This window comes from Paenibacillus pseudetheri (assembly GCF_924513355.1).
GTDB lineage: Bacteria > Bacillota > Bacilli > Paenibacillales > Paenibacillaceae > Paenibacillus_AQ > Paenibacillus_AQ pseudetheri.
In genome coordinates, this window is the sequence record NZ_CAKMAB010000025.1 from 40800 (window position 1) to 66734 (window position 25935).

Annotated in this window: 21 protein-coding genes; 2 read left to right on the forward strand and 19 right to left on the reverse strand. The window is 46.4% G+C overall.

Features of this window, described 5'->3' with window-relative positions; genetic code table 11:
* Positions 1–25: 25 nt before the first annotated feature.
* The 5 genes from L1028_RS20080 to L1028_RS20100 form a co-directional block, all read right to left on the reverse strand.
* Positions 26–679 carry a M48 family metallopeptidase gene (locus L1028_RS20080; RefSeq protein ID WP_234538644.1) on the reverse strand — a complete coding sequence of 218 codons (654 nt, stop codon included), beginning with the start codon at positions 677–679 and terminating at the stop codon, positions 26–28.
* Positions 680–758: 79 nt separating this feature from the next.
* Positions 759–2132: a hypothetical protein gene (locus tag L1028_RS20085; protein ID WP_234538646.1), complete on the reverse strand. Its 1374-nt coding sequence runs from the start codon at positions 2130–2132 to the stop codon at positions 759–761.
* A gap of 114 nt (positions 2133–2246) precedes the next feature.
* Positions 2247–2843 carry a hypothetical protein gene (locus L1028_RS20090; RefSeq protein ID WP_234538648.1) on the reverse strand — a complete coding sequence of 199 codons (597 nt, stop codon included), beginning with the start codon at positions 2841–2843 and terminating at the stop codon, positions 2247–2249.
* Between the two features lie 170 nt (positions 2844–3013).
* The gene (bshB2, locus tag L1028_RS20095; RefSeq protein WP_234538797.1) at positions 3014–3667 is read right to left on the reverse strand and encodes a bacillithiol biosynthesis deacetylase BshB2; all 654 of its coding nucleotides are present in this window, start codon (positions 3665–3667) and stop codon (positions 3014–3016) included.
* Between the two features lie 23 nt (positions 3668–3690).
* Positions 3691–4035, reverse strand: coding sequence for a YojF family protein (locus tag L1028_RS20100; protein ID WP_234538650.1), 345 nt, complete (start codon positions 4033–4035; stop codon positions 3691–3693).
* Between the two features lie 358 nt (positions 4036–4393).
* Here L1028_RS20100 and L1028_RS20105 point away from each other — a divergent pair, with 358 nt between their 5' ends.
* Positions 4394–4852 carry a hypothetical protein gene (locus L1028_RS20105; protein ID WP_234538652.1) on the forward strand — a complete coding sequence of 153 codons (459 nt, stop codon included), beginning with the start codon at positions 4394–4396 and terminating at the stop codon, positions 4850–4852.
* 130 nt (positions 4853–4982) lie between these two features.
* Here the strand turns inward: L1028_RS20105 and L1028_RS20110 are convergent, their stop codons facing one another.
* The 14 genes from L1028_RS20110 to L1028_RS20175 form a co-directional block, all read right to left on the reverse strand.
* Positions 4983–6218, reverse strand: a complete 1236-nt coding sequence (locus L1028_RS20110) for an MFS transporter (RefSeq protein ID WP_234538654.1) — start codon at positions 6216–6218, stop codon at positions 4983–4985.
* Positions 6219–6316: 98 nt separating this feature from the next.
* Positions 6317–7876, reverse strand: coding sequence for an aminomethyl-transferring glycine dehydrogenase subunit GcvPB (gene gcvPB / locus L1028_RS20115; protein ID WP_234538656.1), 1560 nt, complete (start codon positions 7874–7876; stop codon positions 6317–6319).
* A 26-nt stretch (positions 7877–7902) separates the two neighbouring features.
* Entirely contained in the window at positions 7903–9303 is a 1401-nt protein-coding gene (gene gcvPA / locus L1028_RS20120) for an aminomethyl-transferring glycine dehydrogenase subunit GcvPA (RefSeq protein WP_279306890.1), read from the reverse strand.
* 54 nt (positions 9304–9357) lie between these two features.
* Positions 9358–10140, reverse strand: a complete 783-nt coding sequence (locus L1028_RS20125; RefSeq protein WP_234538657.1) for an SDR family NAD(P)-dependent oxidoreductase — start codon at positions 10138–10140, stop codon at positions 9358–9360.
* Positions 10141–10154: 14 nt separating this feature from the next.
* Positions 10155–13310: a beta-galactosidase, LacZ type gene (gene lacZ / locus L1028_RS20130; RefSeq protein WP_234538659.1), complete on the reverse strand. Its 3156-nt coding sequence runs from the start codon at positions 13308–13310 to the stop codon at positions 10155–10157.
* 73 nt (positions 13311–13383) lie between these two features.
* Positions 13384–14145 (reverse strand): carbohydrate ABC transporter permease, encoded by a 762-nt coding sequence (locus L1028_RS20135; protein WP_423803065.1) that lies wholly within the window; start codon positions 14143–14145, stop codon positions 13384–13386.
* A gap of 47 nt (positions 14146–14192) precedes the next feature.
* Positions 14193–15146 carry a carbohydrate ABC transporter permease gene (locus tag L1028_RS20140; protein ID WP_234538801.1) on the reverse strand — a complete coding sequence of 318 codons (954 nt, stop codon included), beginning with the start codon at positions 15144–15146 and terminating at the stop codon, positions 14193–14195.
* A 62-nt stretch (positions 15147–15208) separates the two neighbouring features.
* Positions 15209–16432: an ABC transporter substrate-binding protein gene (locus tag L1028_RS20145; RefSeq protein WP_423803066.1), complete on the reverse strand. Its 1224-nt coding sequence runs from the start codon at positions 16430–16432 to the stop codon at positions 15209–15211.
* A 157-nt stretch (positions 16433–16589) separates the two neighbouring features.
* The gene (locus L1028_RS20150; protein ID WP_234538665.1) at positions 16590–17810 is read right to left on the reverse strand and encodes a response regulator transcription factor; all 1221 of its coding nucleotides are present in this window, start codon (positions 17808–17810) and stop codon (positions 16590–16592) included.
* A complete protein-coding gene (locus L1028_RS20155; RefSeq protein WP_234538667.1) occupies positions 17797–19536 on the reverse strand; it encodes a sensor histidine kinase in 1740 nt (579 codons plus the stop codon). Before L1028_RS20155 ends, L1028_RS20150 begins: the two co-directional genes overlap by 14 nt.
* Positions 19537–19675: 139 nt before the next feature.
* Complete coding sequence (locus L1028_RS20160; RefSeq protein ID WP_234538803.1) at positions 19676–21382, reverse strand: amylo-alpha-1,6-glucosidase; 1707 nt, start codon at positions 21380–21382, stop codon at positions 19676–19678.
* Between the two features lie 280 nt (positions 21383–21662).
* Positions 21663–23354 carry a hypothetical protein gene (locus L1028_RS20165; protein ID WP_234538669.1) on the reverse strand — a complete coding sequence of 564 codons (1692 nt, stop codon included), beginning with the start codon at positions 23352–23354 and terminating at the stop codon, positions 21663–21665.
* 54 nt (positions 23355–23408) lie between these two features.
* Complete coding sequence (locus L1028_RS20170; protein ID WP_234538671.1) at positions 23409–24260, reverse strand: TolB family protein; 852 nt, start codon at positions 24258–24260, stop codon at positions 23409–23411.
* Positions 24261–24412: 152 nt separating this feature from the next.
* Entirely contained in the window at positions 24413–24862 is a 450-nt protein-coding gene (locus L1028_RS20175; protein WP_234538680.1) for a VOC family protein, read from the reverse strand.
* A 96-nt stretch (positions 24863–24958) separates the two neighbouring features.
* Here L1028_RS20175 and L1028_RS20180 point away from each other — a divergent pair, with 96 nt between their 5' ends.
* Positions 24959–25897, forward strand: a complete 939-nt coding sequence (locus tag L1028_RS20180; protein ID WP_234538682.1) for a helix-turn-helix transcriptional regulator — start codon at positions 24959–24961, stop codon at positions 25895–25897.
* Positions 25898–25935 lie beyond the last annotated feature (38 nt).

A 25935-nucleotide genomic window follows, 5' to 3' on the forward strand; every position in this document is an offset into this window, starting at 1 on the left:
GTTTTACCTCTTATCTTCCTTTTATTCACAGCGTCATTGCACGCCCGTATCTAGCTAAATACTCTTCCTTCTCCTTATAATCCGGCATGAGGCTTCCAACCTTTCGCCAAAAAGAGCGGTCATGATTCATATGAAGTAAATGACACAGTTCATGGATGATTACATAATCGATAACCTCCACTGGAGCCATCGCTAGGCGATAGTTAAAGGTTAGCTTTTTATCCGAGCTACAGCTTCCCCACTTGGTTCTAGACTCTACAATGTCAATCGTCTTAGGCTTTACTCTAAGCTGTGTCTGATATTTATTGATCCGTTCGCCTACAATCTTCTTGCAGCTAGCGAAATAGAATTTCTTCAGTTTAAGTTTAAGCTCTTCCTCATTTAAATCCTTTGTCTCTATTAGCTCTTGCAGCGAATAATATTTTCCTAAATACAGGAATTCACCCTCTTCTTCATACTCTTTGAGCTTTGGCGTTTCTCTGTTCGCTTCAATGCTCTGCAGCTTCTCCACGATTAATTTCCCATTACGCTCAACCACGCTTTTAATCGTCTCTTCACTTGTTTTCTTGGGAGCTTTGAGTGTTATACGCCCTGAAGAATCTATATGAATGGAGATTTTCTTGCCATTTCCATATTGAACATTAAACTCGATCACCTGATTGTCGTACTCAATCTTCATACCCACCATCGTTTCTATAAGGTTATTCGCAAAAAAAGGAGAACGCAGCTAGGCGCTCCCCCTATTTTAACATGATTCCTCAGTACACTGGATATCCTGCCACAAACATCGCTAAATACAAAAGACTCGCCACAACAGAAACTACAGTAAGGATAGCATCCTTTGATTTCTCTTCAGTGAGCGCGACAGCAGCAAAAGCTAGTGGAAATGCAACAAGTAAATACCGCGGGGCTGACAGCAGCCAGGTAGCTCCCACTACGAACGCAAAATACACGATGAAATAGGCGGTATATGAAGGTCGTATCTTTTTTGCACCCATGAACATGATAATTAGTGCTGAGAATATAGCGATTAAATTGGGCAGCCATAAGCCGAGAAAAGAACGACTATCTCCACTATTAAAGGTGCCCACAGCGTATTCCATCTGATATCTTACCGTATCAAAAAAGAGATAAAACCGCTGAGACCAATGCTCTCTCTGGTAAATACTGAACTGAAACGCATTTCCCGTCACGTAATAATTAATAAACAGATAGGCCAGCAAGCCCAATGATATGATAGCGAGAAAACTGACAGCGCTGATGATTCTATGTATAAAGGCTTTTTTACTTAATAGCTTATAGTTGCCCATCAGATCACGTCCAAATTCAATCGCAACCGGTACAATCAGAAGCACTCCGGGAGAACGTGTATAAGCTGCAAGTGCACCGCATAAGCATCCAATCAGCCATTCCTTTTTTCTCACAAAATATAAACACATCAAAGATAATGCCAGAAATAGAGCTTCGGTCATCGGAATGAAGAAAAAGAACGCGGCAGGGAATATGAAAATATATTTCACGACCCGCATGGCATTCTTTCGCAGCATGTCTAGTGCAGCAAGCTCATAAGCGACCAAAGCGGCGACAATTGAAGTGATATTTGAAACGATGAATCCAGAAACGAGATAATTCCCTACGAATGCCTGAACCACTCTTATTAAATTTGGAAAAAAGGGAAAGAACACGATATGGAATCTCGCATCACCCTCGGTCACGTATCCATTCTCAGCAATGCCCAGATAACTAGAAGCGTCGATTCCTGAGATATGCCAAGTCTCTGCCATTTTGCTAAGCAGACCACCTGAATAGCCATTCTGTATGATCAAAAATGAATACCCGATGAGCATAAGCAGGATACGACTCGCCAATATCCATCCAATAATATAAAGCCAAGCCTGTCTTCTATCCTGCTCCTTACTCTTCCAGGTCACTTCAGGTGCTGGATTCGTCAAAACAAAATCCGTCAATACAGGTATAGTGCGGAGCCCCAATAGTACAAAAAGTCCGAAACAGGCCACAGAAGCGAGGGTGCCTAATAGGGTCCAGCTCTGAGTCGAAATGGCCCAGTAAATAGCCGTCACCATCATAACAAGTATGAAGATGAAGGAAATGATTTTGTCGTGCTTCTTCATTTGATCCTCCAGTTAAGTCCGAAAAATATTTAGGAAAAAAAGGATATAATTACCTATAGAAATATAATAGTCTTTGTGTATTTTTTTGTAAATCACATCTTATCTCTTCGTTCCTTACTCCCCCTCATAGCTGAAATAAAAGTTCAAAGGCAATTCATCATCACTTTGAAAACTGTTCGACATCCTGTAGGTTATATACAATTTATCCTCGCCTTTGCCGTATGACCATGATTCTTCGATAGAGCCTATTGATGGCTTTAGCGGAAGAGTCATCCTGTCAATCGTTAGGATAGATTTTTCGACTTTTTCAGCCTCCTCCTCATCCGCAGGTTTGTATTGGTTCATAAAAGCATGTACCAGTTCTCTCGCATCTTGATAACCGCTTTCCGATCTAGGGAAGACCGTTCCTACCCGGTAACCAATGATTTTATTGGTCTTAACATCTACCACAATCTGCTGTATAAACTCCTTTTGATTCACGGTTAAGATATCATCCTGCATAATTGTACCCAAGGTTGTATCGTATTCACCCACAGCATCCGCAATTTGCAAAGCAGCAAGCCCTTCTTCACGCGATTGCATGAACACAGCCCGATGCTCTTCCACATGTGTGAAAAGCTCAGCATACTTGGGTCTGTCCTTACTGCATGCAGTGAATACAAGCAAAAGAATGACTATTCCACAAATGAGATTTAAATATGATTTTTTCAAACGAATACACCTCCTGGCCTAACGAAACCGGTTTGGTTGATCAACCTCCTAAACCTTACCATATATTTGAAAAAAGACACAGATATTCACACCTTATATTAGAAAAATAAAGCATGCCAAGGGCAGGGGCCCCAAAGAAAAAGCCCGAGCGTTTATGCTCGGACTTAATATCATTCAAATGGATAGATCCAGAAATGCTCTATTCCAAAACGATCTTGGATTTCTTTATCCTCTAGCGTTTTGCTGCCTAACAGTTCAGCGGCTTGGAATTGGGATTTATGCGTCTGAATGGACGCCATCTTTTGCTTCAGGAAATCTTTCACATTAATGATAACCTGAGGCTTTCCAATCTCTTCAATATTATTGGCAAAGGCTATGCAGTGAACAGGAGGTCTGTCTTCCTTAGGTAGCTTGGCAACGATTCGAATCACTGCGGCTCCGGTAGCATCATGATCGGGATGAACACTGTACCCCGGATAGAACGTAATAATCAATGAGGGATTAAGCTCCTTCAGAAGCGCATCAATATGACTATCGAGCAGGTCTTGATCCTCAAATTCAATCGTCTTATCGTGGAAACCAAGCATTCTCAAATCCTGTATTCCAATCGCTCTGCAGGATTCTTCCAGCTCCTTTTTGCGTATCTCTGGGAGGGTTACCCGATTCGCAAAGGGCGGAACGCCCATATTCCGTCCCATTTCTCCAAGTGTCAGACAAGCATAGGTGACTTGGGTGCCGTTTTGCACATGTTTAGCTAGCGTTCCAGATACACCAAAGGCCTCGTCATCCGGATGCGGTAATATAACTAGAATATGTCGTTCCACTGAACTTCTCATCTCCTCTACCATTAGAACGGCTCCCGGCTTAATTGTAAGGATACGACCAGTTTGCCTTGGCTGTCATGACCGGCCAGAATTAATCTTTCGGTCTCACTCTCTTCATAGTGAGTTAGTCCTTCCGAGTACACCCAGCCTTGTAACATTTTTAGGCCAACGCGATAAGGTCCATGACCGGAAATTGAACCATGAGAATATCGGATCACAGCATTAGTAATGAAAGTAGCCGCTGGGTGCTTAGAACTATCGAAATGGGCAGCGTATGCCCCCGTCGTCATCTCAAGATGGATATATAGATCCTGATCTTTAAGCAGGTCGATCTTCTCTTGTATTTCGGATTGATTGATTAGCTGCAAGGTTACGCCTCCATATCTGAATGAAATTATACCTACGAAAAATAAGATCCGTACCTTATAAAGGACGGATCTGTTAAAGGATAAGCGGGTCCGTTTTTCTCATCAAAGTATAACTTCCAAAGCTTTGTAATTCAATGGTTACTCCTGATAAGGGGCCTTACATAGAAAAAAATAAGCATTAGCCCGCGCAACTTCACTAATAGAGCAGTATAAAAACATGATCAAGCGCTGATATCACAATATATGGTAAAATCATTATGGATAACAACCGTATAGAAGTATTGCCCTCTGTCTTTACACGTAAAACAGTTAAATACCTATCGGAGCCTTTGAATTACAGGAGAAAGGATGAAGTAACTTGAGATTTCATGAAACGTCTCTTTCAATCAAACATCCAAACGTAATGAAAACACTATTTGCAATGTGTATTTCAGAAGTTTCCTTGATAATTACTATGCATATTAGTACTAACCGCACACCTGACTTCCTGTTCTTCTTTCCAAGAATATGGTTCATCTTTATATTCATTATTATCATATTTTTACTCTATCGATTTCTTAGTTCTAAGAGTATTACAATTGGCGACAATTTTATTATTTCTTTAAATAAGAAAAGATACGATGCGGATGAAATAAGTTCAGTGTTTATCGATGGTAAACGAATTGGAATTAAGACTGTTGATAAAAAGTTGGTTCCACTACATCTGTACTTTACTTTTAAAAAGGAGAATACGGTTAATGGCATGGAGGAAATTAGGGAGTGGGCAAAAAGAAACAACAAACCCATAAGATATAAGTTCTTCTTCGGATGGATTTAATGCAGAGGCGTCCTATATCCTTTTTACATGGTTTTTGGACAGCCCCTTATCGTTAGATCAATTTAACCGGATGGAGTATTCATGCTGCTGTCCAGATTAAATTATTCTTATGAACGTTGTACTGAGTGATTCATTCTTTCAGCCTTTTATCCAGAATTGGGCGTATGAACCAGATGTAATAAACCAGACAGAGAAGCAATACTACAGATGTCAGAAAAAAGGGCATTTCATAATCCTGTCCAATCAAAATCCATCCCGTAAGCAGAGCGGCGCCGGATGATCCGAGGCTCCGAAATACGGATCTCATCCCTGCGTAGAGATTCCTCTCCCGCTCCTTAAAGGCAGACATCAACTGACTATCCAGCAGATTAGACAGCATCGTAAGCCCTCCCCCGCGAACCAGAAACACAATTGTGAACATCCAGACTGGCATAGCCCAGGATAAAGAGGCGAACACGAGTATGTTAACCAAAAAGACAGATACGATGGCCACATTGTGGCCAAAACGCTCTAATACGTAAGGCGTCATTAAAGAAGCTGCAAACAAAACAACTCCGCTTACCGCCAGCAGAATTGACACTTTGTCATCCATCCAGTTCAGTCTATACTTTACAATTACATTAAGAAATGACCCAGTGATGGCTATCGCTCCTCCGAGCAGGGCCATGAATACCGAGAACAACCAGAGTGTGCCGGAAGGCAGCTTTTTCCTCAAACTAGAGACTTCACTGTTCACTTCCAGAACTTCAGAGGTTCTAACCGTTTCGCTTTCCCTCCCCTCAGAGGGAAGCCAGAGTCCTCTAATCATACTGTGAACAACGAAAACCAGTGCAGCAAGCAGTAGCGTAAGCCCATATCCATCCCCGCTATCAGCCGAATTCGGCAAGTATCCGGCAGCCAGGGTTCCTGCCCCTGTAAATGCCGTAAACACGGCAAACATCAGGGAGAAGGCACTTGCTTCTTCCTTGCGCGAGGCACAATAGTGAAATAGCAACTGCACCTCCGTCGTCTCCACAAGAGTAAGGCCAATCGAGACCAAAGTTTGAGCCAAATAGAATATGCCGGAATGATTTCCAATCGCATAAAGTGCACTTCCTGCCGCTATAAACATGATGCCGGATACCAGCAGCTTTTTACGGCCTATACGGTTTGCAGATATGGATACAGGAATAGCCAATGCACCCATGATCAGTATACCTATGGACATGAGCAGCCCGATTTCATCCTCCTTCATTCCTTTGGACAGCAAATGCAAATTAAGAACTAGCGAATACATACCGATGCCGATGCCATACATGGCTTCTGTCATAAGAAACCGGCGGACGCCGACAGACAGGCGTAGCAAGTTCCTCATATACCCAGACATACCCATAACCCCTTTCCTTGGTGATACAATCAAATAGGAAGGGCTCCATTCGGAGCCCCTCTACTTTCAAATGTATATTTTAATTGTAGGGCCAAGCCCTATTCCGGCTGTGTCTTCTTTAGATAAGCCCGCCACGTGATACACCACTTTGCAGGATCATCAAGAGAAGATTCCACATTCCGGTGAACGGTACTGTTGTGCGGAGCTGATTTGACGATATGCGGCTGCGTGTAAGCTTCATTCGAAATATGGGTCAGCGCCTCGATATATTCATCAAGATCTTCCTTCGAATAAGATTCAGTCGGCTCCAGGGTGAACGGCTGCGGAACGATGTACGGATGATGGGATGTCCAATAATGCAGGCCGAAATCACACATCCGGCGGGTGATGTCTTCTGTCGTTATCCCAGTCTCATCCGTAAGCTGCTTCCAACTGTACCTTACTTGTTCAAGACGCCGGCCCTTGATGTAAGGAGCGCTGGCTCCGCGGATTTGCAGAATTTTGTGATACAGGTAGTTATTATTCAGTACAGCGATTTGGGCCACATTCTTAAGACCGTCTGGCCCCAGGCTCATAATCCAAGCGTAGGAACGAAGTACAGTCTGGGCCACCCCGTGGAAACTGCGGACTTTGCCGATGCTATCACCGCTTTGCTCTACAAGGACATAACGACTACCGTCCCAGTCAACAAGCGGACCGGGCAGGAAACGCTTAAGGGAATCGGTTACCCCAAGAGCGCCTGTAGCCGGCCCTCCGCACATGTGAGGTGCAGCAAAGGTCTTATGCAGGTTGAAGAAACACATGTCAAACCCGGCTTCCTTGGCCCGGGTAATACCCAGCAGCCCATTCGCGTTCGCCTGATCGTAGAAGCAGATTCCTCCTGCTTCATGAACCACGTCCGTGAACTCGCGAATACGATGATTGTATATACCTGTGTCTTCCGGATTGGCCACGACGAAACCCGCCGTGCGTTCAGAAATGGCATTCTTCAGCTTCTCCAGATCCGGGAATCCGTCTTCGTCAGGATGCAGTGTAATAATCTTATATCCTTTAACAGCTGCGGTCGCCGCTTGGGACGGATGTGAAAAGATGGTCGTAATGATCTCATCCCGTTGGTCTCCCTCGCCGCGTGAATCGTGGTATGCCCGAACAATGGAAGCCATGGCCAGCAAGGCCTGAGTGCCACTGCTTGGCTGGAACGAGAAAGCATTCATCCCTGATATTTCACGCATCGCCTGGTCCAGCCTAAAGTAGATTTCCAGGATTCCTTGAACGGATCCAGCATCCTGCAGAGGATGCAGTTCCATCAGATTTGGGGTACGTATAAGCATTTCATTGATACGGGGAATATACTTCATCGTACACGTCCCCTGTCCGATCTCTACATTAAGATCTGAACCCAAAGTCTCTTGGGAAAGTCTTAAATAATGCCTAAGAACTTTGGCCTGACCGATCTCGGGAAGCGCCGGCGCTTCTTTTCGCCGCATCGCTGATGGAATTCGGGCTGAGCCTTGACCGACAACCTCGGCAATCCCAGCCTCAGTGCCCGGCGGGATCACTCCGCGCTCACCCGATCGGTGAAGCTCGAAGATCACCGGTTCATCCCATTTGGCCTGGTGAAAGCGGCGCACCTTATGATCTCTACGAATCCGTTTCATGGCTTTCCTCCTACTCTTCTGTACTATTAATTCTTGCAGACAATGTTCTCGATAGCTGAGGCAAGCCGGTCCAGATCTGCCTGCATATGAATTTCAGTTACGCAGTATAGAGCACATTCTCCCCACTGGGGATAAGCGGAGTATAGATCTTTTCCTCCGAAAATCCCTACTTCTAAAAGACGCTTGTTAATCTCAGCAACAGATATTCCAGTCTCGTTGAAATCTAAGACAAATTCTTTGAAAAAGGCTGTATCTTCAAAGCGCAAAGAGACCCCGGGAATGGCACACAGCTTATTCGCAGCATATTGAGATTTCTGTATAATGGTCTCCCCAACTTCCTGCATCCCCACTGGTCCAAGCAGGGATAGATAGACTCCGGCGGTAATTCCCCACAGTGCTGTCTGTGTTCCCACCGACTCCTTCCCCTTCTCCCGTTGGGCAAAGGATGTACGCTCATAGGCTACATCACCGAAGCCATATTCACCTTCCACTTCAGTAGGAACAATACCGAACAGGCGGGACGGATATTCCATCACATAAGTTTCTTCATCCCGGGTAGCGATGAATCCGGCTTGGCCCCCACCATAGTTCATATGCATGCCCAGCGGCTGCAAATCTCCACAGACAATATCAGCGCCGTAACGGCTTGGAGGTTCCAGTACGCCAAGGGAGATCGGATCAACGCCTACAATAGAGATAGCGTTCACCGCGTGCACAAGCTCAGATATTTGAGCACCCTGATCCTCAATAATTCCGAGATAACCCGGATTCTCGAAGTAGAACGCTGCTGTTCCTTCCTCAAGCTTGCCTTGCAGATCATCCAAATCTATTTTTCCTGTCACCGGATCAATCTCCACGTATCTAATCTCCATTACTGGTGTACAGTAATTGGTAATGATCTTGGCTTTATCCGGATCGACGGATCTGGAGAGCAGCGCAATCCTGCGGCCTGTAATCCGGCCAGCCATTCGGATGGCCGTGGAGGCTGCCTGTGCCCAGTCAAAGGTAGGGACGTTAACTACGTCCATATCGACGAGTTCGGCCATCAGGCTCTGATACTCGAACAAGGACTGAAATCGGCCGTGGTCTTCGTAAGGCTCTCCTGCATAAGCCGTCACGAACTCCGAGCGCTGATTAATTTCGTCGCATACAGCCGGAACGAAATGCTGCCAGCAGCCAGCCCCGAGGAAGTTGATATAATCGGCGCCATGCTTGTTCTTCGCAAGCAGAGCCTCGATATGTCGACGAAGCTCATATTCATTCATAGCTGGAGGAAGATTCATCTCCCGCTTGAGCTTGAGACTGTCCGGAATTGCATCGTGCAGCTGGTCGATAGAGCTCAGGCCGATTTCCTTCAGCATTGCCTCCCGGACTTCTGGTACTGTGTTCGGAATATAGGGATGGGCATAAGTTCTGTATTCAGACAAGGTTAACGCCTCCGTCCTTAAAAGGTTGATTTAAAGTGTTTATTTCTTTAACCGTTAGGCAATGCCGCCACCATCCACAACAAGTACGCTGCCGGTGACCCAGGAAGACAGATCGCTGGCCAGAAACAGCACCGCATTCGCGATATCACGTGGTGTGCCCAGCCGCTCCAGTGGGCGTCCCCCCGCTGAGGCCACCAGGAAAGCAGCTTCGTCCTGCTGAAGCTGCTTGGCTTCATCGCGCAGAAGTGGTGTATCCGTGTCGCCCGGGGACACGCAGTTCACGCGAATGTTCGCGTGGCCATGATCAATGGCCATGGCTCGGGTGAGATTGACCACACCAGCCTTGGCTGCACAGTAGGAAGCGGCACGGTCCCCGCCTTTAAGGCCCCAGCCGGAGCCGGTATTTATGATGCTGCCACCGCCTCCGCGCTCCATCACCGGGATCATATATTTGGAGAGTAGATAGACTCCCTTAAGCGATACATCCATCACCAGATCCCAGTCGGCTTCCTCAAGCTCGACAACGGTCTTGCGGCGGATAATCCCCGCATTGTTGAACAGAATATCGACTTTGCCGTACGTGTTCTCAATCTCTGAGGCAGCACGCATGCAGTCCTCCGAAGAGGAGACATCGCAGCGGTGGAAGCTTGCCTCCCTTCCCCGCCCTTTCATCTCATGAACAGCCTGCTCCCCTTGCCTTACATTGATGTCCAGCACAACCACATGTGCTCCGAAATCTGCAAGCAGTACAGCCGTAGCAAGGCCAATACCTGAAGCACCTCCGGTAACAACAGCTATCTTTCCGCTTAAATTGAGTACATCCTGTGTGTGGAGCATGCTGTTCCCTCCTCTCATTGATGCGATTGTGGTAACCCGTACAGCATTTGTCTAGCAAGCCACTCTGGCGTGGTATCTTCTGATAAAAACGGAATGAGCCGAATACGGAATGTAAAAGCTTCCGATGTTACCTTATGATTCGGCATCTGGGCAGGTCCACAACTGTTGCTGCCCAGCCCATTCTGCCGGTAATCCAGATTCAGCGTGACAAAGTCACGCGGAACAAGCTCGCTTGCATGTTGTGCCTCTTCAAGATCCTTGTCCGTATAACGGCGCGCGCTGAATTCAAGCGTCGGAATACCCGCAGCAAGTAGACCAAGTCCGGATGCGTCTGTGACGGATATCCATCTGACATCCATCCGGTTCCCATTCTCCTGCGGATATATATATGGAGTGAATAGTCCATCAATTGAAGCTGTATACACTCCAACACGGCATGCCTCTTTGCTGTCCGAATAATTCTCACCGGGACCTCGGCCATACCATTTCACCCGATCCATGTCACCCGAAATCTCCATCTGGAGTCCAATCTTAGGCAGCATTTCTGGCGGTTTGCCCTCCGGTGTACCCTGCACATCCATAGTGATTTGCCCTATGCTGGTTACGGTATAGGTAGTTACACACCGGAAACCCCAATCAAAAACTGGCGGAGCAATCCTTGAGCTTACAGTAATGCAGATGGTCCCTTCGTCAAGCCGGGTCCAGCTAACCTCATCAACGCGTTCTGTTAGCCGATCCAGGTGCGCTTTGCGCCAGTCCGGTAGCACATACATGTCATTGTCGATCGGTGCACGCCAGAAATTCAGCCGCGGTCCGGCTTTCAATAGTTCCTTGCCATTCAGACGAAGCGAATCGATTCGCCCGCTCCGCGTGTCAAAGGCCATACGGAAGTCATCATTTGCTAGAATGATCTGCCCAGCAGCTTCTGTGCAGTGAAGATTCTGCCTGATCTGTTGACTTCCCATCCGGATAGCAGCATTGGAAGGGTCATCTGAATGCCCTGTATGACTATCGCCAACACGATTTCCCAACTCATCCTTCATTAGAAACTGAGCCCAAGCTACTTCATGACCCTGCTCCGCCCAAAGACAGTCAGCGGCGATTGAGAAGCAGATGTTCAGCCATTGTTCCGCATCCTCACTGCGAAGGAGAGCATCAAGACTGAGATCATAAGGAATCTCCACTTCTGCCTGTCCGCCCGCTTCAATCTCTGGCAGTGCAAGAACTCCGCTTCGAACGGTACGTCCATCCATGGTAATGCTCCAATCAGCATATAGGTGATCCAGTGTCAGGAAATCATAGCGGTTAATCACATTAACCTTGTTCCTGCTTATATACTCGACCCGAACCGGCTCGATAATTTTCTTGTATTCAAGCAGGCCCGGAGATGGCGTTCGGTCCGGCCGGACTAGACCGTCTATGACGAAGTTACTGTTATTGGGCACATCCCCGAAGTCCCCGCCATAAGCGTAATCAGCCTTCCCATCTGCCGTCTTCCAGCTCAGCCCGTGGTCAATCCATTCCCACACAAAGCCGCCCTGCAGTCTATCGTACTTGTCAAAAGTATCAAAATAAGGTCTTAATCCACCGGGTCCGTTGCCCATGGCATGCGCGAATTCACACAGAATATGCGGCTTCGGATGGTCAGTCAACTGACCGAAGCCTTCCATCTTCTCAACGGAGGAGTACATCGTGCTTACCACATCACAGACCTCCGCTTCGCGATCTTCTTCGTAATGAATAAGCCGTGTTGGGTCAGCTTCTCTGCACCACTGCGCCATCGCCCGGAAATTGCAGCCGAAGCCGGACTCATTCCCAAGCGACCAGAAGATCACGGAAGGATGATTCTTGTCACGCTCGACCATTCGCTGAACGCGCTCCACGTAGGCTTCCTGCCAGGCAGGATCATCGCTGAGTCTGGAAATATTGCCAAGCAGTTCGAATCCGTGTGTCTCCAGATCGGTCTCTTCCATAACATATAAGCCGTACTCATCACACAGATCATAGAACCGGGGATCATTCGGATAGTGCGCGGTTCTTACGGCGTTAATATTGTGCTGCTTCATCATCTTGATGTCCTGTAGCATGGTAGAGACGGTGACTGTGCGACCTGTATCCGGGTGATGATCGTGACGATTGACTCCTTTGAGTTGAATCGCCTTTCCATTCACCAGGAATTGTCCGCCGCGCACCTCAACTGTGCGGAATCCAACCCGCTGGGCCGTCATCTCTACCGTATCTCCACTTTCATCCAACAAAGTGATCTTCAGTTGGTACAAATTGGGGGATTCTGCACTCCACAATTCCGGCTGTCCTACCGGCATTATAAGCTGCACATTCTTTCCTGCAGTAACCCGATCCTCAGCCCATGCAACAGATTCACCACTTCGTTTAAGCAGTTCAAGCCGCAGTCTGCCCTGTTCAGCAGCTTCCCCTTGTATGTTCACATGAACAGACAAGATCCCATCACGGTATGATTCATCTAGTTCCGTTATAATCTGATAATCGGTAATGCGGAGCGAAGACGGCTCGGAGAGCAGATACACATCTCTAAAAATCCCGCTCATCCACCACATATCCTGATCTTCCAGATAACTTCCGTCCGACCATTGGTACACTCTAACGGCTAAGGTATTGTGGCCCGGTTTCACATAAGGAGTGAGATCGAATTCTGAGGTTAGGCGGCTGCCCTGACTGTATCCGACCGATTTGCCGTTTACCCAGATATGAAACGCACTATCCACCCCGTCGAACTTAATGGCTACATTCCGCCCGTTCCATGATTCAGGCAGCATGAACTCTCTCACATAACTGCCTGTCGGATTCTCGTCAGGCACATGCGGGGGGTCTGCTGGAAACGGATAATATAGGTCCGTATAATGTGGAGTTCCGTATCCCTGTAGCTGCCAGTGCCCCGGTACCTGAATCTCATCCCAGCCGGAAGTATCATACGCCTCCTCGTAGAAATAATCCGGAGCCCACTTTGGTCCCTTTGCATAATTGAATTTCCATATGCCATTCAAGGATTTGAACCAGGGGGAGCTTCCCCTATTGTTAGTTAGTGCCCCTGACCAGTCAGAATAGGGGATGAAGTAGGCCCGGCTTTTGGCCCGCCCTCGCTGAAGGATGCCAAGATCATCCCAATCCCTCCCGATGGTTTGCTGTGTCATGGTTCATTTCTCCTCTCTTTTCTCTACTCTGCGCTGTGTGCTGTTATTAGCTTCCCGTACCCGCTGCGGCCAATTAACCTTTAATGCCCGTAGTCGCAATGCCGCCAACGATGTAACGTTGAGCGAAAAAGAAGATTGCCAGCGGCGGGATCGAGATCAGAACTGTAATCGCCATAATGGACTGCATATCCACACCGTACATCCCTTTGAACTGTGAGAGCCCTAAGGTCAATGTGTATTTCGTCTGGTCGTTAAGGAAAATGAGCGGCCCGAGATAATCATTCCAACATCCCATTACCTGGAACACAGCGACCAGGATCAGCGAAGGCCCCATCAGCGGGACAATAATCCGTGTTAATACGGTCAGCTTATTGGCTCCGTCGATTGTAGCTGCTTCGTCTAGCTCACGCGGGATGGTGAGAATGAACTGCCGTAGCAGGAAAATGAAATAGGCGGACCCGAAGAAAGACGGTACAATAAGGGCTTTGAGCGTATTAATCCATCCCAGAACGTTGAACAGCATATACTGCGGGATCATAGTGACTTCCCAGGGAATCATCATTGTTGCCAACACAACCAGGAACAGAAAGTCCCTGCCCTTGAACTGAAATCTGGCGAATCCATAGGCTACAAGCGTGCATGAAATCAGTTGACCGAACGTCGACAGGATGGTAATAATCAGTGTGTTTTTCAGAAACATATTGAAAGGTTGAATGTTCCACGCCTCTGCAAAATTGCTGAACTTCCATACAGAAGGAATCCATTTAGGTGGAAAAAGATACAGCTCGGACTGTGACTTGAGCGCAGTCGTAACCGCCCAGAACAGCGGGGCCATGAACAACAGTGAAAAAAAGAGAAGCAGGACGTATACGAGTATTTTCTTCACAAAGAACGTCTCCTTCCTTGAGCCTTCAGCTTCTCCTGAGGATTCTTCTTCATTTCACCTTCGTAAAACACCCAGGCTTCCGAGGATTTGAACACCAGGAAGGTCAAGCCGAGCACGATCAGGAACATGAACCAGGCGTTAGCTGCCGAATATCCCATTTTGAAATACTTAAACGCATTCTCATACATGTACATGGCATAGAAATAGGTTGCTTTCATTGGACCGCCTCCGGTCAGCAATAAAGCCAGAGTCAGCTGCTGGAAGGCTGCAATGATGGAAGTAATTAAGTTGAATAAAATCGTCGGAGTGATCATCGGAATCGTCACACTGAAGAATTGTCTGATCTTACCAGCACCATCAATGGAAGCGGATTCATAAAGATCTCTCGGAATCCCTTTGAGGCCAGCCAGAAAGATCAGCATCATCGAGCCTTGTCCCCAGAGACTTGCGACCACCATCGCTACTAATGACCATTGCTTATCGTTGAGCCAATCAGGGCCCTGAATACCGATCAGGGACAGGAAGTAATTCAGAATCCCGTAATCACCGCTGTACACCCAAGACCAGATCATAGCCAGAGCGACACCAGAAATAACGGAGGGAATATAAAAGGCGGTTCGAAATATGGCACTGCCCCTTGTCTTCTGATTCAAGAGAATCGCAAGCCCAAGCGCCACAATGATGTTCAATGGAACGAACAGAGCCGCAAATTTGAGGGTGACCCCGAGTGAGGTCCAGAACAACGGATCATCCGTAAACATTTCCGCATAATTGCCAAACCCGATAAAGTGCACTTCGCCGACAATCGGCCAATCAAAAAAAGAGATGATAAGGGAAAATAACAATGGCCCCAAGGTAAACACGAGGAATCCGAAGATCCAAGGAAAAATGAAGAGGTAGGGAACAGCCCTACCCCAACTACGTTTTCGTGTAGGCTTGAGCTGGGCCATAGGCTCCCCTGCTTGATGCAGAAAGGTCTGAGCCATCTCTTAACCTTCTTTCTGTAAATGTGTTATTTTAAATAACGTTCACTATCTTTAACAGCCTGATTCAGCACTTCCTGGGCGTTGCTGCCGTGCATAACCGCTTCCACCGCAGCAGAGAGCTGGCGGTTGACTTCATTCCATTTTGGATTGAGCAGGAACGCCGGTGTATTGCTGGAACGCTCCAGCATCGTGTAATACGGTTTATAGAGCGGGTCCTGATCTTTCTTCAGCTCGTTTACGACACTGACCCTTACAGGCAGATCCGCCACACGCATCTTGATCGAATCATTAGACACATAGAATTTCACGAATTCCCAGGCCAGATCTTTCTGCTTCGAATCCTTGGCGATGGACAAAGCGGACTCCGCAAGCACCCCTTTGACCGGTTTGCCCGGGAACGCCGGGATTTCGACCGTACCTACATTTATGCCTGCCGTCTTGAACGATTCCAGCGGCCAGATACCGCTCTCCCACATAGCGATTTTACCTGCTTTAAAAATGTCATCTCCGCTCTGCTGGCCTTTGCCTCCGGTCAGCACAGCCGAGCCGTTCTTAACCATGTCGCCGAGCATCTGGATGGACTCAGCTGTCTCTTTGCTGTTCATAAACCCTTCAATCGTTTTGCCGTCATCAGAGATGAATGAGCTTCCGTTGCTCCATACGAAGCTCTGAAGGTCATACGTATCGTTCTCAGCGCGAACCCCGAACCCGTACTGCTTCTTCGACTTATCGCTGAGCTTAGCCGCGATGTCCTGGAACTCCTTCCATGTCCATCCATCTTTCGGATAAGGGATCTTGGCATCGTCGAACAACTTCTTGTTGTAATAGACCACGCGTGTGGTGAACCCTGCCGGAATGCCATATAGCTTGCCGTCGATTTTGCCATAGTTGAACAATCCCGGATAGAAATCTTCGATGTTCAATTCTTTATCTTTGCTCGAATAGCTGTCCAGTGGTTCCAGAGATTGATGATAGGTTGGGAAATCCCACATATACATCACATCTGGCGGATTGGTTGCCCCGAATCCGGCGGCAAGCTTCTGGTCAAAACCGTCTGCATAAGCCTCTACCTGAACCTTCGTACCCGGATGGGCTGCTTCGAATTTCTTGGCGATGTCTTGCTCAATCTTGAGCGCGTCTCCGGTATCCCATGTCGCAAAACGGAGCGTCTTCGTCTCCCCTGAGCCTGCAGCATCTGTAGATGTTGAAGGCTCACTGTTCCCCCCGCAAGCTGTGACCATAGTTGCCATTAACGTAGTGGCAAGTACAATAAGAGAAATTTTCTTTTTCACTGTGGCAGCCTCCCCTTTGAATGAGGTAATAATAATTGAACCGCTTTCATCTTAACTTTTATGAAAGCGGTTCAAAACTGATATCTATTCGAATGTTTGCGTACTTTTGTTCGATTTACAGGCCGGGGTGTCCATCTGTTCGAATCACGGCGTCTTTTTGTTGTATGCGGTAATAACTAGGCGTCTGACCCGTGCAGCGTTTGAACCATTTGCTAAAATATTTGCTGTCGCCCAGCCCTGTCCGCTCCGCAATATCCTGCATCGTCAACTGCGTATCCCGCAGCAAGGCCTTGGCAAGCTTAAGCTTCCTTTTATATTGAAAAGCCACAAAGCTGTCGCCCACCGTCTTCTTAAACAGGATCGAGAAATGGCTTCGGCTAAGTCCCACCTGGCTCGCCAAATCGCTAACTGACCAATCCGCCACAGGGTTCTCATGCAGAAGCTTCACGGCCTTCCAGATCGGTTCAGGCCAGTCCTGAGACGTAATACCATGCAGCTTCTCCACTTCCGCTTCCTTGTGAAGGGCCATGAAGGCTTTGCTTAAATCTTCAGCGTTGCCCAGCGGTCCTCTCTTCACCCAGGTCAGCTTCTCGGTTTGGCTTTTCATCTGAACGAGCAGACTGTCCGCAGTCTCCAGCTCGTCACCAGGTACAATCCAGTAGCAAAGGTCCTCACCGTAAGGGATGATGACAGATGCGCTGTGGGGCATCCGGCTATTCTCATCCTCATTAAGCTTGACGAGATCCAGGTAAGTACAATCGCATCCACAGGTCTTGATCAGATAAATGTACAAGGGTTCCCTATTCAGCGGCAGCTTCTCCCTAATGAGCTTATCTATTTCGTCAACAAATTTGCTGCTGTGTCCACTCTGCCAGGCAAACAAGAGAGAGCCCAGCCGTTCTCCATAGATTTCGCTTGTTTCAGCATCCGCTACGGGAGCAGACGATGTAAGCTCCCTCTGGAACTTCTCCAGCATTCCTTCCAGCTCTTCATCTTCAAAGGCTGTCTTAAGCAGATATCCTGAAGCCCCAAGCTTAATTCCCTGCTGAGCAAATTCGAAGTCACGGTGACAGCTCAGCAGAATAATCCGGGTGTCTTTATCAACTTCTTTAACTTTGCGTAACAGTTCAATCCCATTCATCTCCGGCATGACGATGTCGGTAATCACTATTTGAGGCAGGTGAATCTGATAGGCCTCCCAGGCTTTAAGGCCGTTCGGCGCATCCGCCACCACTTCCATCCCATACTTATGCCAAGGAATTGTAGAGCGAAGCCCTTTTCGCACGATACTCTCATCATCTGCAATTAACACTTTAATGGTCTTAGTTGTCTCCATGCGGACTCTCCTCCTTCTTGGGCCACCGAATTACGATAGTAGTGCCTTCACCTTTCGTGGATTGAACCGTCAAGCCATACTGCTGTCCGAAATGAAGCTTGAACTTCTGATTAGCATTCTGGACGCCGAGTCCTCCGCGTCCCTGCGGTTTGCTTTCCGGCTTTACAAGCATAAGCGCCCTCAGCTTCTCTTCATTGATTCCTGCACCGTCATCAGACAATGTTAACAACAGATGCTCGCCTTCCTCCCGTACACTTAACGAAATGTTCCCCTTCCCGTCTTCAAATCCATGAAAAAAGATGTTCTCGAAAAGCGGCTGAAGAGTCATACGGGGAATCAGATACAGCTTAAGCTCTTCGTCACAGGTCTGTTCATAATTGAATGCGGACCCATAACGGATCTCTTGTATTTTCAGAAAATGCTCAATCATGCGGAGTTCACGGCCTAGCGTGATCAACTCCTGAGAGATATCCAGATTACCTTCGAGCACCATCGTCAGATGATAGAGCATCTGGCGGATATCCTCTGCCCCTTGAAGCCTTGCCTTCCACTGGATAGAATTCAGCGTATTGAAGAGCAGGTGTGGATTAATTTGGTAGTGGAATGCCTTAAGCTCGGCCTCCTTCTTCAGCCGCTCACTCTGCTCCACTTCCTGCACAAGGGATTGAATTCCCCCCACCATACGGTTGAAGCTGGTATCCAAGCTTCCGAGTTCATCCTTGCCTTCCACCAAGGTCCTCGTGTGTAGCTTGCCAAAGCTGACCTTTTGCATCGAGTCTTTCAGCCTGCGGATTCGAGCTGTGAATTTCGATGAGAATATATAAGCTAGCCCAAAGGCAAGCAGACAAGAAACAATGGCTACAAGTACTGTGTTGGAGCGGATCAGGCTTGAGGAAAAATAAAATGCTTTGGCCGACAACCTTGCTTCAATCTTCCATCCGTTGGCTGCCAGTGTCCTATTCCACACCACGTCACTACCGTCTGGAGTGAATGGAGCATCTGACTGGTAAATGGGTTGCCCTTCAGAATCAGTTATCGTCAAATGCGCTTTGGTATCTTCCTCAAACATATGGAACATATCTAGAAGAACCTGCGCATTCTCTTCAATTAAGATCGTGCTTCCATGCTGGGTTCCAGCCGGATTATTAATCCGTACAGCAAGCCCCAGTATTGGTTCCCCGGTAACCGAAGCTTCCATGCCATGATTCATAGGATAGAAGCCCAGCCAATAGGGCCCTTTGGATGAATAAGTAATGGCCCGCCAGGCGGGGATATCATTAAGCTTACTGACATCCAGATTATTCTCTCCATAGTAATAACCAGAGCGGGTAATCAGGTAAATACCTCTTGTCAGATCCGTCTTAAGTGATTTAAGCAGCGCCTCGAAGTCATCTTTATCCATAATCTCCTGATACGTAGTTGGAACGTGATTACCTAGTCCCCCCCGTGCAGGATCAAGGAGATAAGAATAGATTGTTCCTGTCGTCTGATTCATCCGGTTCAAAGCGGAACTGATCTGCTGATCAAGTTGTGCCACGGTGTTCTCCCCGTATTTCCCGAATTGAGAGTTAATGACTATAGCGGATTGATAATAGTTCAAGGCTCCCAGTGACAGTAGCGGAATAATCGCGACAATAAGAAAGCAAAAGAGCAGCTTGGTCCGGATGCTGAGATAAGAGCGAATAGAGAAGCGATGATATAACTTCTTAAAGAAATGACTCCACATGACTTCTCATCCCCGCCTTATATATATCATTTTTATAGTTGAAGTGTAGCACGGACTGGCACACTCGGGAATATCTCGGAATATGGGAAAGCACTTCCCCTCACGCCAGTCTTGGCCAGGAGGAAGTGCCCGTATGTTTTTAGGTTGTATACTCGTGCCCTAGGATTAAGAAGACACTTGAGGTCCAAGTAAATGCCCTGTCGCGAAGACCTTGACCCGTCAGGGCATCGAAGTTCTCAGCCATGCCACTCTTGTTCAGCATATTGCAGAATCGGCGGGCTACCTCGCTTGCCAGTTCAACATCCCCCGCCGCGGCCGCACCTTCCACGAGCAACATGGTTGATGGCGCCCAAATCGGGCCCCGCCAATAGCCATCCGGCGTGTAGTAAGGGCTCTTCACACTCTCTGTGGCCCAGCCGTTCGGCGTCAAGAAGCGGCTCTCATCCCGAAGACCATCCAGCAGTGCGCGCAGGATTGGCTCCGGCAGCCGCTTGCCAAGCAGAATGGGCACGAAGAGCAGCAGGCTGTCGCCGTCGGATGCTTCGTGAGTTCCAGAACGGCAAGCGGTGAACCTTCCATCCTTCCAGAAATGACGTAGCATTTTCTCCAGGGTCTCCTCGCCTAATCGTCTCCATGCGGTGCTTTCGTCGGTAAGCCCCAGAAGCCCGGCAATTTCGGCAAGCAGTTCAATCTGCAAGATTAAAAATGCTGCCAGATCCGGACTCTCCACCGGAATCCCGTTATTAAAGGCAGTACTGTTGTCCCAACCCGAATCGTTTCCATGATTGTACTGTGGTATACCGTCCTTGTCGTTATCCCGGTAATGGAACCACCAGTTCGTCCACTTGCTCAATGGACCATACACTTCACGAAGATGGGATTCCTTAATATAATCCGTCCGCTGCATCATCCAGGCCAGCGTCCAGCCATGAATAGGCGGTTTGTTGCAGTTCCAAAGCTCGTACTTGTCGTTGATAAAGTCCGGAATCAGGCCACTCCCATCCTGGCGGTCGAAGAAAATCATAAACTGGTCCCAGGCCAGCTCCGGGTGATGTCTGACCAGAGCCATCGCATTGAAGCAGTGATCCCAGCTCCAAATATTCGTCATCCAGTTCTTCGACATATACATTGCTGGCCGGGTCAAACATCCTTCCGCAGGAACCAGACAGGACCAGGTAATATAAGCCGCCAGTTCACGGCCGTCCTGCCAGCGTTCGGGAACAGTCAAGCTTGCATCCAGCCACTGGTCATATTCCTGTTGCACCTCTTGTACCGCTTCCTCCCATGGCATCCAGTCATCACGACGTTCCCATACCGTGCGGAATTCTTCCACCGCGAACTCGGCAATTTCCGTACCTTCTTCAGGGATGAACTCCGCCACAATGCGAGAGCTCTTGATTTTGTCCCAAGGTACCTCCATCTGGAGAGCCCCGGTTAACCGGGTGAGCATGAACCGGCATTCATGGGTGAAGCTGTTTACTTCAAAGCTGCCTGCGCTGTGTTCATAAGCATAATCGTAGGCAGAGGTACGGAAGGTGAGGCGAATGCCACATCCTCTGCTCTTGAACCGGACCGTACGGCCATCTGTAATACAAATCTCCGCATAGATATTGTCGATATCCGTATTCAAACGAAGCAGTGCAGGCTCTGCCTTAGCCTCGTACGGAATATACTGATTACTCTCGTCCAGCAGTTCAATTTGAAAAGCTTCACCAAATTTATCATCCCCACCACGCACAGTCCGTAAGTAAAGTCCCTCCGCCCTGACATCCGATTCAGGTAGTTCAGAAATAGCCAGGAAGGTGCCTCTTCGGCTGAAGGGTACCGTGTTAAGATTAAAGTTCATATCGTTGGACTCCTTTCCAAAGGAAGTATGCGCTTTCAGTTTATCCAAGGCGTTAGAAATGCGGAACAGACAGGTGTTAGCGATGGGGAGTCATATTGTTGGAGTGAGAAGTCTGAGGCGTACACGGGTGTCTTTTTGTTAGATGATCAGGGGGACAAATGTTAGCACGTCTTTGTAAACGAGCATATCGATAGGGAAACGGCATATGAGTTTGGTAGAAAAAAAAGGTTATCCGTAATACCTCATGTAGGCATTAACGGGATAACCTTTTGCTGGTAAATTAATTTAATGGGATCGAATAAAACAGTCGGGATCCTTTGTTGTTGGTATACCATACAATTTTGTCGCCGCTAACAATAGGACTGCTTTCTGATAGTACAAAGTTCTTAATCGTTTGGATACCGCCAGTGGTTGCACCCTCTCCATTTATAAGAACATATTTCAGGTCACCAGGTTCCTTATCAAATTCCTGCCACAGCACCATCAGCTTATCGTCTGTTATTTTCACTAGTTTAGGAATGGAAGCGATCTGGTTCGTACCTACATATTTAGCCAAGGTGATGTGGTTCACTGCTGTGCTAGACAGGTTGGCTTTTGGCAGAACACTTAGAACGATATCTCTCTGATCCTTCTCCAGTCCCACCATCTCATAAGACGTATATTCTTTGACAAGCGAATGATCAATCGTATTCATAGCGACAATATAGTTCGCCGAAGACATCTCAAATCCGCCTATAGAAACGCCGGTGGTGTTCGCTCCGATTTTGCCGGGGATATTAAACAGGTCTACCTCGTTATAGCTGGTTCCATTTCCTTTATTCAGCACAATCGAACGGGGATAGGCATCACCATGATCCACCAGAACATGCGTAGCACCATCAAACAATACATATTGATCAAAAGAGTGGCTGACATGATTCTTCTGGAATCTTCCCAGATCATTCGTCACAGTCATAGTTTGGGTATTCACGATAATGGTCAGCTGGGATTGATGATTTAGTTTATCTTCTGTCGTGTATCTTGTGCGTGAAGTGTGGAATACAAGCGTATCACCAGCCTCGGCCATACTACCAGAGCCAGAATCAAAAGGGCTAACCGTATAACTCTCGCCACCCTTAATGGAGACACTATCTACTCTATTGAAGCTTTTATCATAACGGACAATACGAATCACTTCTTTGCTATCATTCTCTTCGCGATTCTCTTGTCCAAAAGCAATATAGTTATACTTCTCCCCACTATAGAAACCCCCAAATATCGGAAGCTCAAAAGGGATACTCTTATTTCCAGTTAGTTCAAACTTCTCATTATATGATTCAATCGTAACTTCCTTATTCGCCTCAAGGACACTTACAGTCCCATCATTATTATTCACAAGATAGGAAGTGACCGTACTTTTCCATCTGGGAAAAGAAGAAGATACAGCGTTACTCTCGGTCCCCACCGCCGTCTTCACCCGGTAAGCGTGATCTGGAACTTTTGAGAACAAGGATATGCGATCAGACTGAACGTCATATTCGATATCGAATGGAATCTTCCCCGCCAAATCCCGCAACTGAACATAGTTATTCTCGTCAATATTGTACGCCGTAATCGACTGCAGCTGCCCATTCACTAGTACTTTTGAGGTCGACAGCGTAGCTGAATAATTTCTATTGCGACTATAATAGTTGCTGCTAGCTTTCTTTTCGGGAGTATAGGCTTGCCCGGTTATAATCTCTATCGCATTGTTCGCTTTATTCCAAGTGATATCAAATTGACTGGCTGTTCCCGAGAAATACTCCGCTACATCGCGCAGCCGGAAATAATTGTTGTTCGAGATATTGAATCCGTTCAGATCCCTTTGTTCTCCGTCAAAATATGTACTGCTCTCGGTTACCTTAGCCTTCACCGTACTGCTTGCAAAGGTTGTAGTGCCGAGCGCTGGTATAACCAGTAATACAATTAGCAAAACACTAAAAATCCTCTTCATCCAACTTTTCCCCCATTTATGTATAAATAAAATACTATAATTTTTATCGGTATTTTATTCCTTTTCCTCCACCTCATAACTTACAAACGCCAAGCGCTTACTATCCGGAGACCACGAATTCACGTTAATCGTACCTTGTCCTCCAAACAATTGTACTAGTGTGTGATACTCGCCTCCCGTGCTTGCCATCAATCGAATCTCAACATCCTTATTCGCAGGGTGATCGCCAGGATCTACATCTCCTTTTCGGTAACTAAGGTAGGCAATCATCTGACCATCTGGCGATACATGCGGGAACCAGTTATTACTCTCATTAAAAGTCACTTGTGTTTGCTCACTGCCATCGGCATTCATTCGCCATACCTGCATCAGCCCTGTACGCACCGAATTAAACCAAATATGCCCCCCATCTGGTGAATATTCAGGCCCATCATCTAGTCCAGGAGAATCTGTCAGTTGTACCTCTACTCCCCCGTCTACTGGAATGGTATAAATATCATACTGACCATTGCGCTCTGCACAGTAAGCTAACTCAGCACCGTTTGGAGACCAACCATGTAAATAACTTGGAGCATTCGGTGTAACTAAAGCCGGTTCGCCACCCTCCATGGGAAGAATATATATACGAGATTTACCATCTTCTTTTGTATGATGACTAATTGCGATCTTAGTGTTATCAAAAGACAGAACATGATCGTTATTACATTCCGTAGCAAACCCCGAGTCAATTTGAACAAGCTCACAGGTTGCTATGTCGAACGAATAGAGACAACCTCGACTATTATAAATAAGACGCTTACCATCACTCGTCCAATTGGGTGCCTCGATTAAATAATCATATGAGCGGAGCGCAGTACGTTCCCCAGTCTGTACATCTACGATTTCTAATGTGCTAATCACTTTCATTGTCCTCTCTCCTATCTTTAAAATATGTACATAACCCACTTCGACAGCTATTCTAAATACCCTTTCTGCAAAAAAAGCCGACCAACATCAGGATAATCCCTGAATTATGATCAGCTGAACGGTGAACTGGGTTTACTTTAGAAGCAAAGTTGTTAATGTAATCTTTCATCAAACATGAGTTGAATTTGAATACCAAAGGGATCTTCAATGATACCGTAGGCTTTACTAAACACATTACTAGATAAAGGAGCAATAATTTTCACACGCTCATCCGTAATTAAGCTTTTATAAAAACCTTCAATTTCCTCTAAGTCAGCACTTTGAATACATAATGAAGTGTTATTACCCACTGTATATTTCTCATTCGTATTCATTGTATCTTCTGCTATCATTATTTTTGTTTTTCCGATTAACAGGATAGAGTGAGTAATATAATCCTTATTTTCATCCGTAAGCTGTATGGAGCTGTCGCGTTCTGCTAGTTGTTGATAGGTAACACGTAACAATTCCTCTGCATTAAAATGCTTTTTGTAAAATTCTATAGCTTCCTTTGCTCTTCCCTTCATTGATAAGAAAATAGCTACTTCTAGTGTTGTACTCATCGTATAAATCTCCTTCGTATATTTGATATGTGATCTTAAACTTATTATCATATATAAAGGTATCAAAACATGACACCTTAATAAGGAGCTTTTTATATGAAGAAATCAGAACGATTAAATGACATGATGAGATTCTTAAACGGGCGAGAGTTTTTTAATCTGAGTGACCTTATGGAGAAATACAATATTTCAAAAAGCACAGCGCTACGTGATATTACTTCATTAGAACAATTAGGTATGCCTATTTATTCAGAATATGGCAGACACGGTCGTTATGGTATTTTAAAAAATAGATTATTATCCCCTATTATTTTCACGATAGATGAAGTCTATGCACTGTACTTTGCTATGCTGACGCTAGAATCTTATCAGTCTACACCTTTTCATTTAAGTGTTAACAAGCTGAACGAAAAGTTCGAGCACTGTCTATCGAGTACACAAATCAACCAGATACATAGAATGAAAAAAGTTCTACAATTCGAAATGTATCAGCATAAGCATGTCAGTCGTTTTTTAGATAAAATCCTGGCAAGTATTCTAAATGAATGTGTCTGTAACATTGAATATACAAAAAATAACCAGACAAAAAGCTACCCTGTACAATTCTTCAGAATTTCCGCGAAGTTTGGTCAATGGTATGCTACTGGAATAGAGTTAAATACGAATACATATAGGGTGTTTAGATGTGACCGAATAACCTTCATTGAAGAAGAGGAGAGATCAGCCCGCTATTCTATAGAAGAACTTCTTAGTCGTTCCTTAGAATTTTATCAATCCGAGAACAGCATTCACTTTGAAGTTGAGATTGCGGAGCAAGCCAAAGATATTTTTTATAAAGAGCATTATCCCTCTATGGAAATAGAAGCTGGCCTGAAAACAGTCATAAAGGGATTCTATAATCCTGGCGAAGAAGATTTCTTGGCTAATTATTTTATGCGATATGGTCAATATGTTAGAGCAGTGAAGCCTGAAGCCTTGAAACAAATGATTCAGGATAAGCTAGAGCAACTCTTAACTCACTATCAGAAACTATAAATACGAAAAAAAGGGGGCTATGCCCCTCTTTACTACTT

What these genes read in the sequence shown, in the direction of transcription:
- L1028_RS20080 (WP_234538644.1), bottom strand. Translation starts at nt 679, where the DNA reads ATGAAGATTGAGTACGACAATCAGGTGATCGAGTTTAATGTTCAATAT.
- L1028_RS20085 (WP_234538646.1), bottom strand. Translation starts at nt 2,132, where the DNA reads ATGAAGAAGCACGACAAAATCATTTCCTTCATCTTCATACTTGTTATG.
- L1028_RS20110 (WP_234538654.1), bottom strand. Translation starts at nt 6,218, where the DNA reads ATGTCTGGGTATATGAGGAACTTGCTACGCCTGTCTGTCGGCGTCCGC.
- gcvPB (WP_234538656.1), bottom strand. Translation starts at nt 7,876, where the DNA reads ATGAAACGGATTCGTAGAGATCATAAGGTGCGCCGCTTTCACCAGGCC.
- L1028_RS20125 (WP_234538657.1), bottom strand. Translation starts at nt 10,140, where the DNA reads ATGCTCCACACACAGGATGTACTCAATTTAAGCGGAAAGATAGCTGTT.
- lacZ (WP_234538659.1), bottom strand. Translation starts at nt 13,310, where the DNA reads ATGACACAGCAAACCATCGGGAGGGATTGGGATGATCTTGGCATCCTT.
- L1028_RS20135 (WP_423803065.1), bottom strand. Translation starts at nt 14,145, where the DNA reads ATGGCCCCGCTGTTCTGGGCGGTTACGACTGCGCTCAAGTCACAGTCC.
- L1028_RS20140 (WP_234538801.1), bottom strand. Translation starts at nt 15,146, where the DNA reads ATGGCCCAGCTCAAGCCTACACGAAAACGTAGTTGGGGTAGGGCTGTT.
- L1028_RS20145 (WP_423803066.1), bottom strand. Translation starts at nt 16,432, where the DNA reads ATGGCAACTATGGTCACAGCTTGCGGGGGGAACAGTGAGCCTTCAACA.
- L1028_RS20150 (WP_234538665.1), bottom strand. Translation starts at nt 17,810, where the DNA reads ATGGAGACAACTAAGACCATTAAAGTGTTAATTGCAGATGATGAGAGT.
- L1028_RS20155 (WP_234538667.1), bottom strand. Translation starts at nt 19,536, where the DNA reads ATGTGGAGTCATTTCTTTAAGAAGTTATATCATCGCTTCTCTATTCGC.
- L1028_RS20160 (WP_234538803.1), bottom strand. Translation starts at nt 21,382, where the DNA reads ATGAACTTTAATCTTAACACGGTACCCTTCAGCCGAAGAGGCACCTTC.
- L1028_RS20165 (WP_234538669.1), bottom strand. Translation starts at nt 23,354, where the DNA reads ATGAAGAGGATTTTTAGTGTTTTGCTAATTGTATTACTGGTTATACCA.
- L1028_RS20170 (WP_234538671.1), bottom strand. Translation starts at nt 24,260, where the DNA reads ATGAAAGTGATTAGCACATTAGAAATCGTAGATGTACAGACTGGGGAA.
- L1028_RS20175 (WP_234538680.1), bottom strand. Translation starts at nt 24,862, where the DNA reads ATGAGTACAACACTAGAAGTAGCTATTTTCTTATCAATGAAGGGAAGA.
- L1028_RS20180 (WP_234538682.1), top strand. Translation starts at nt 24,959, where the DNA reads ATGAAGAAATCAGAACGATTAAATGACATGATGAGATTCTTAAACGGG.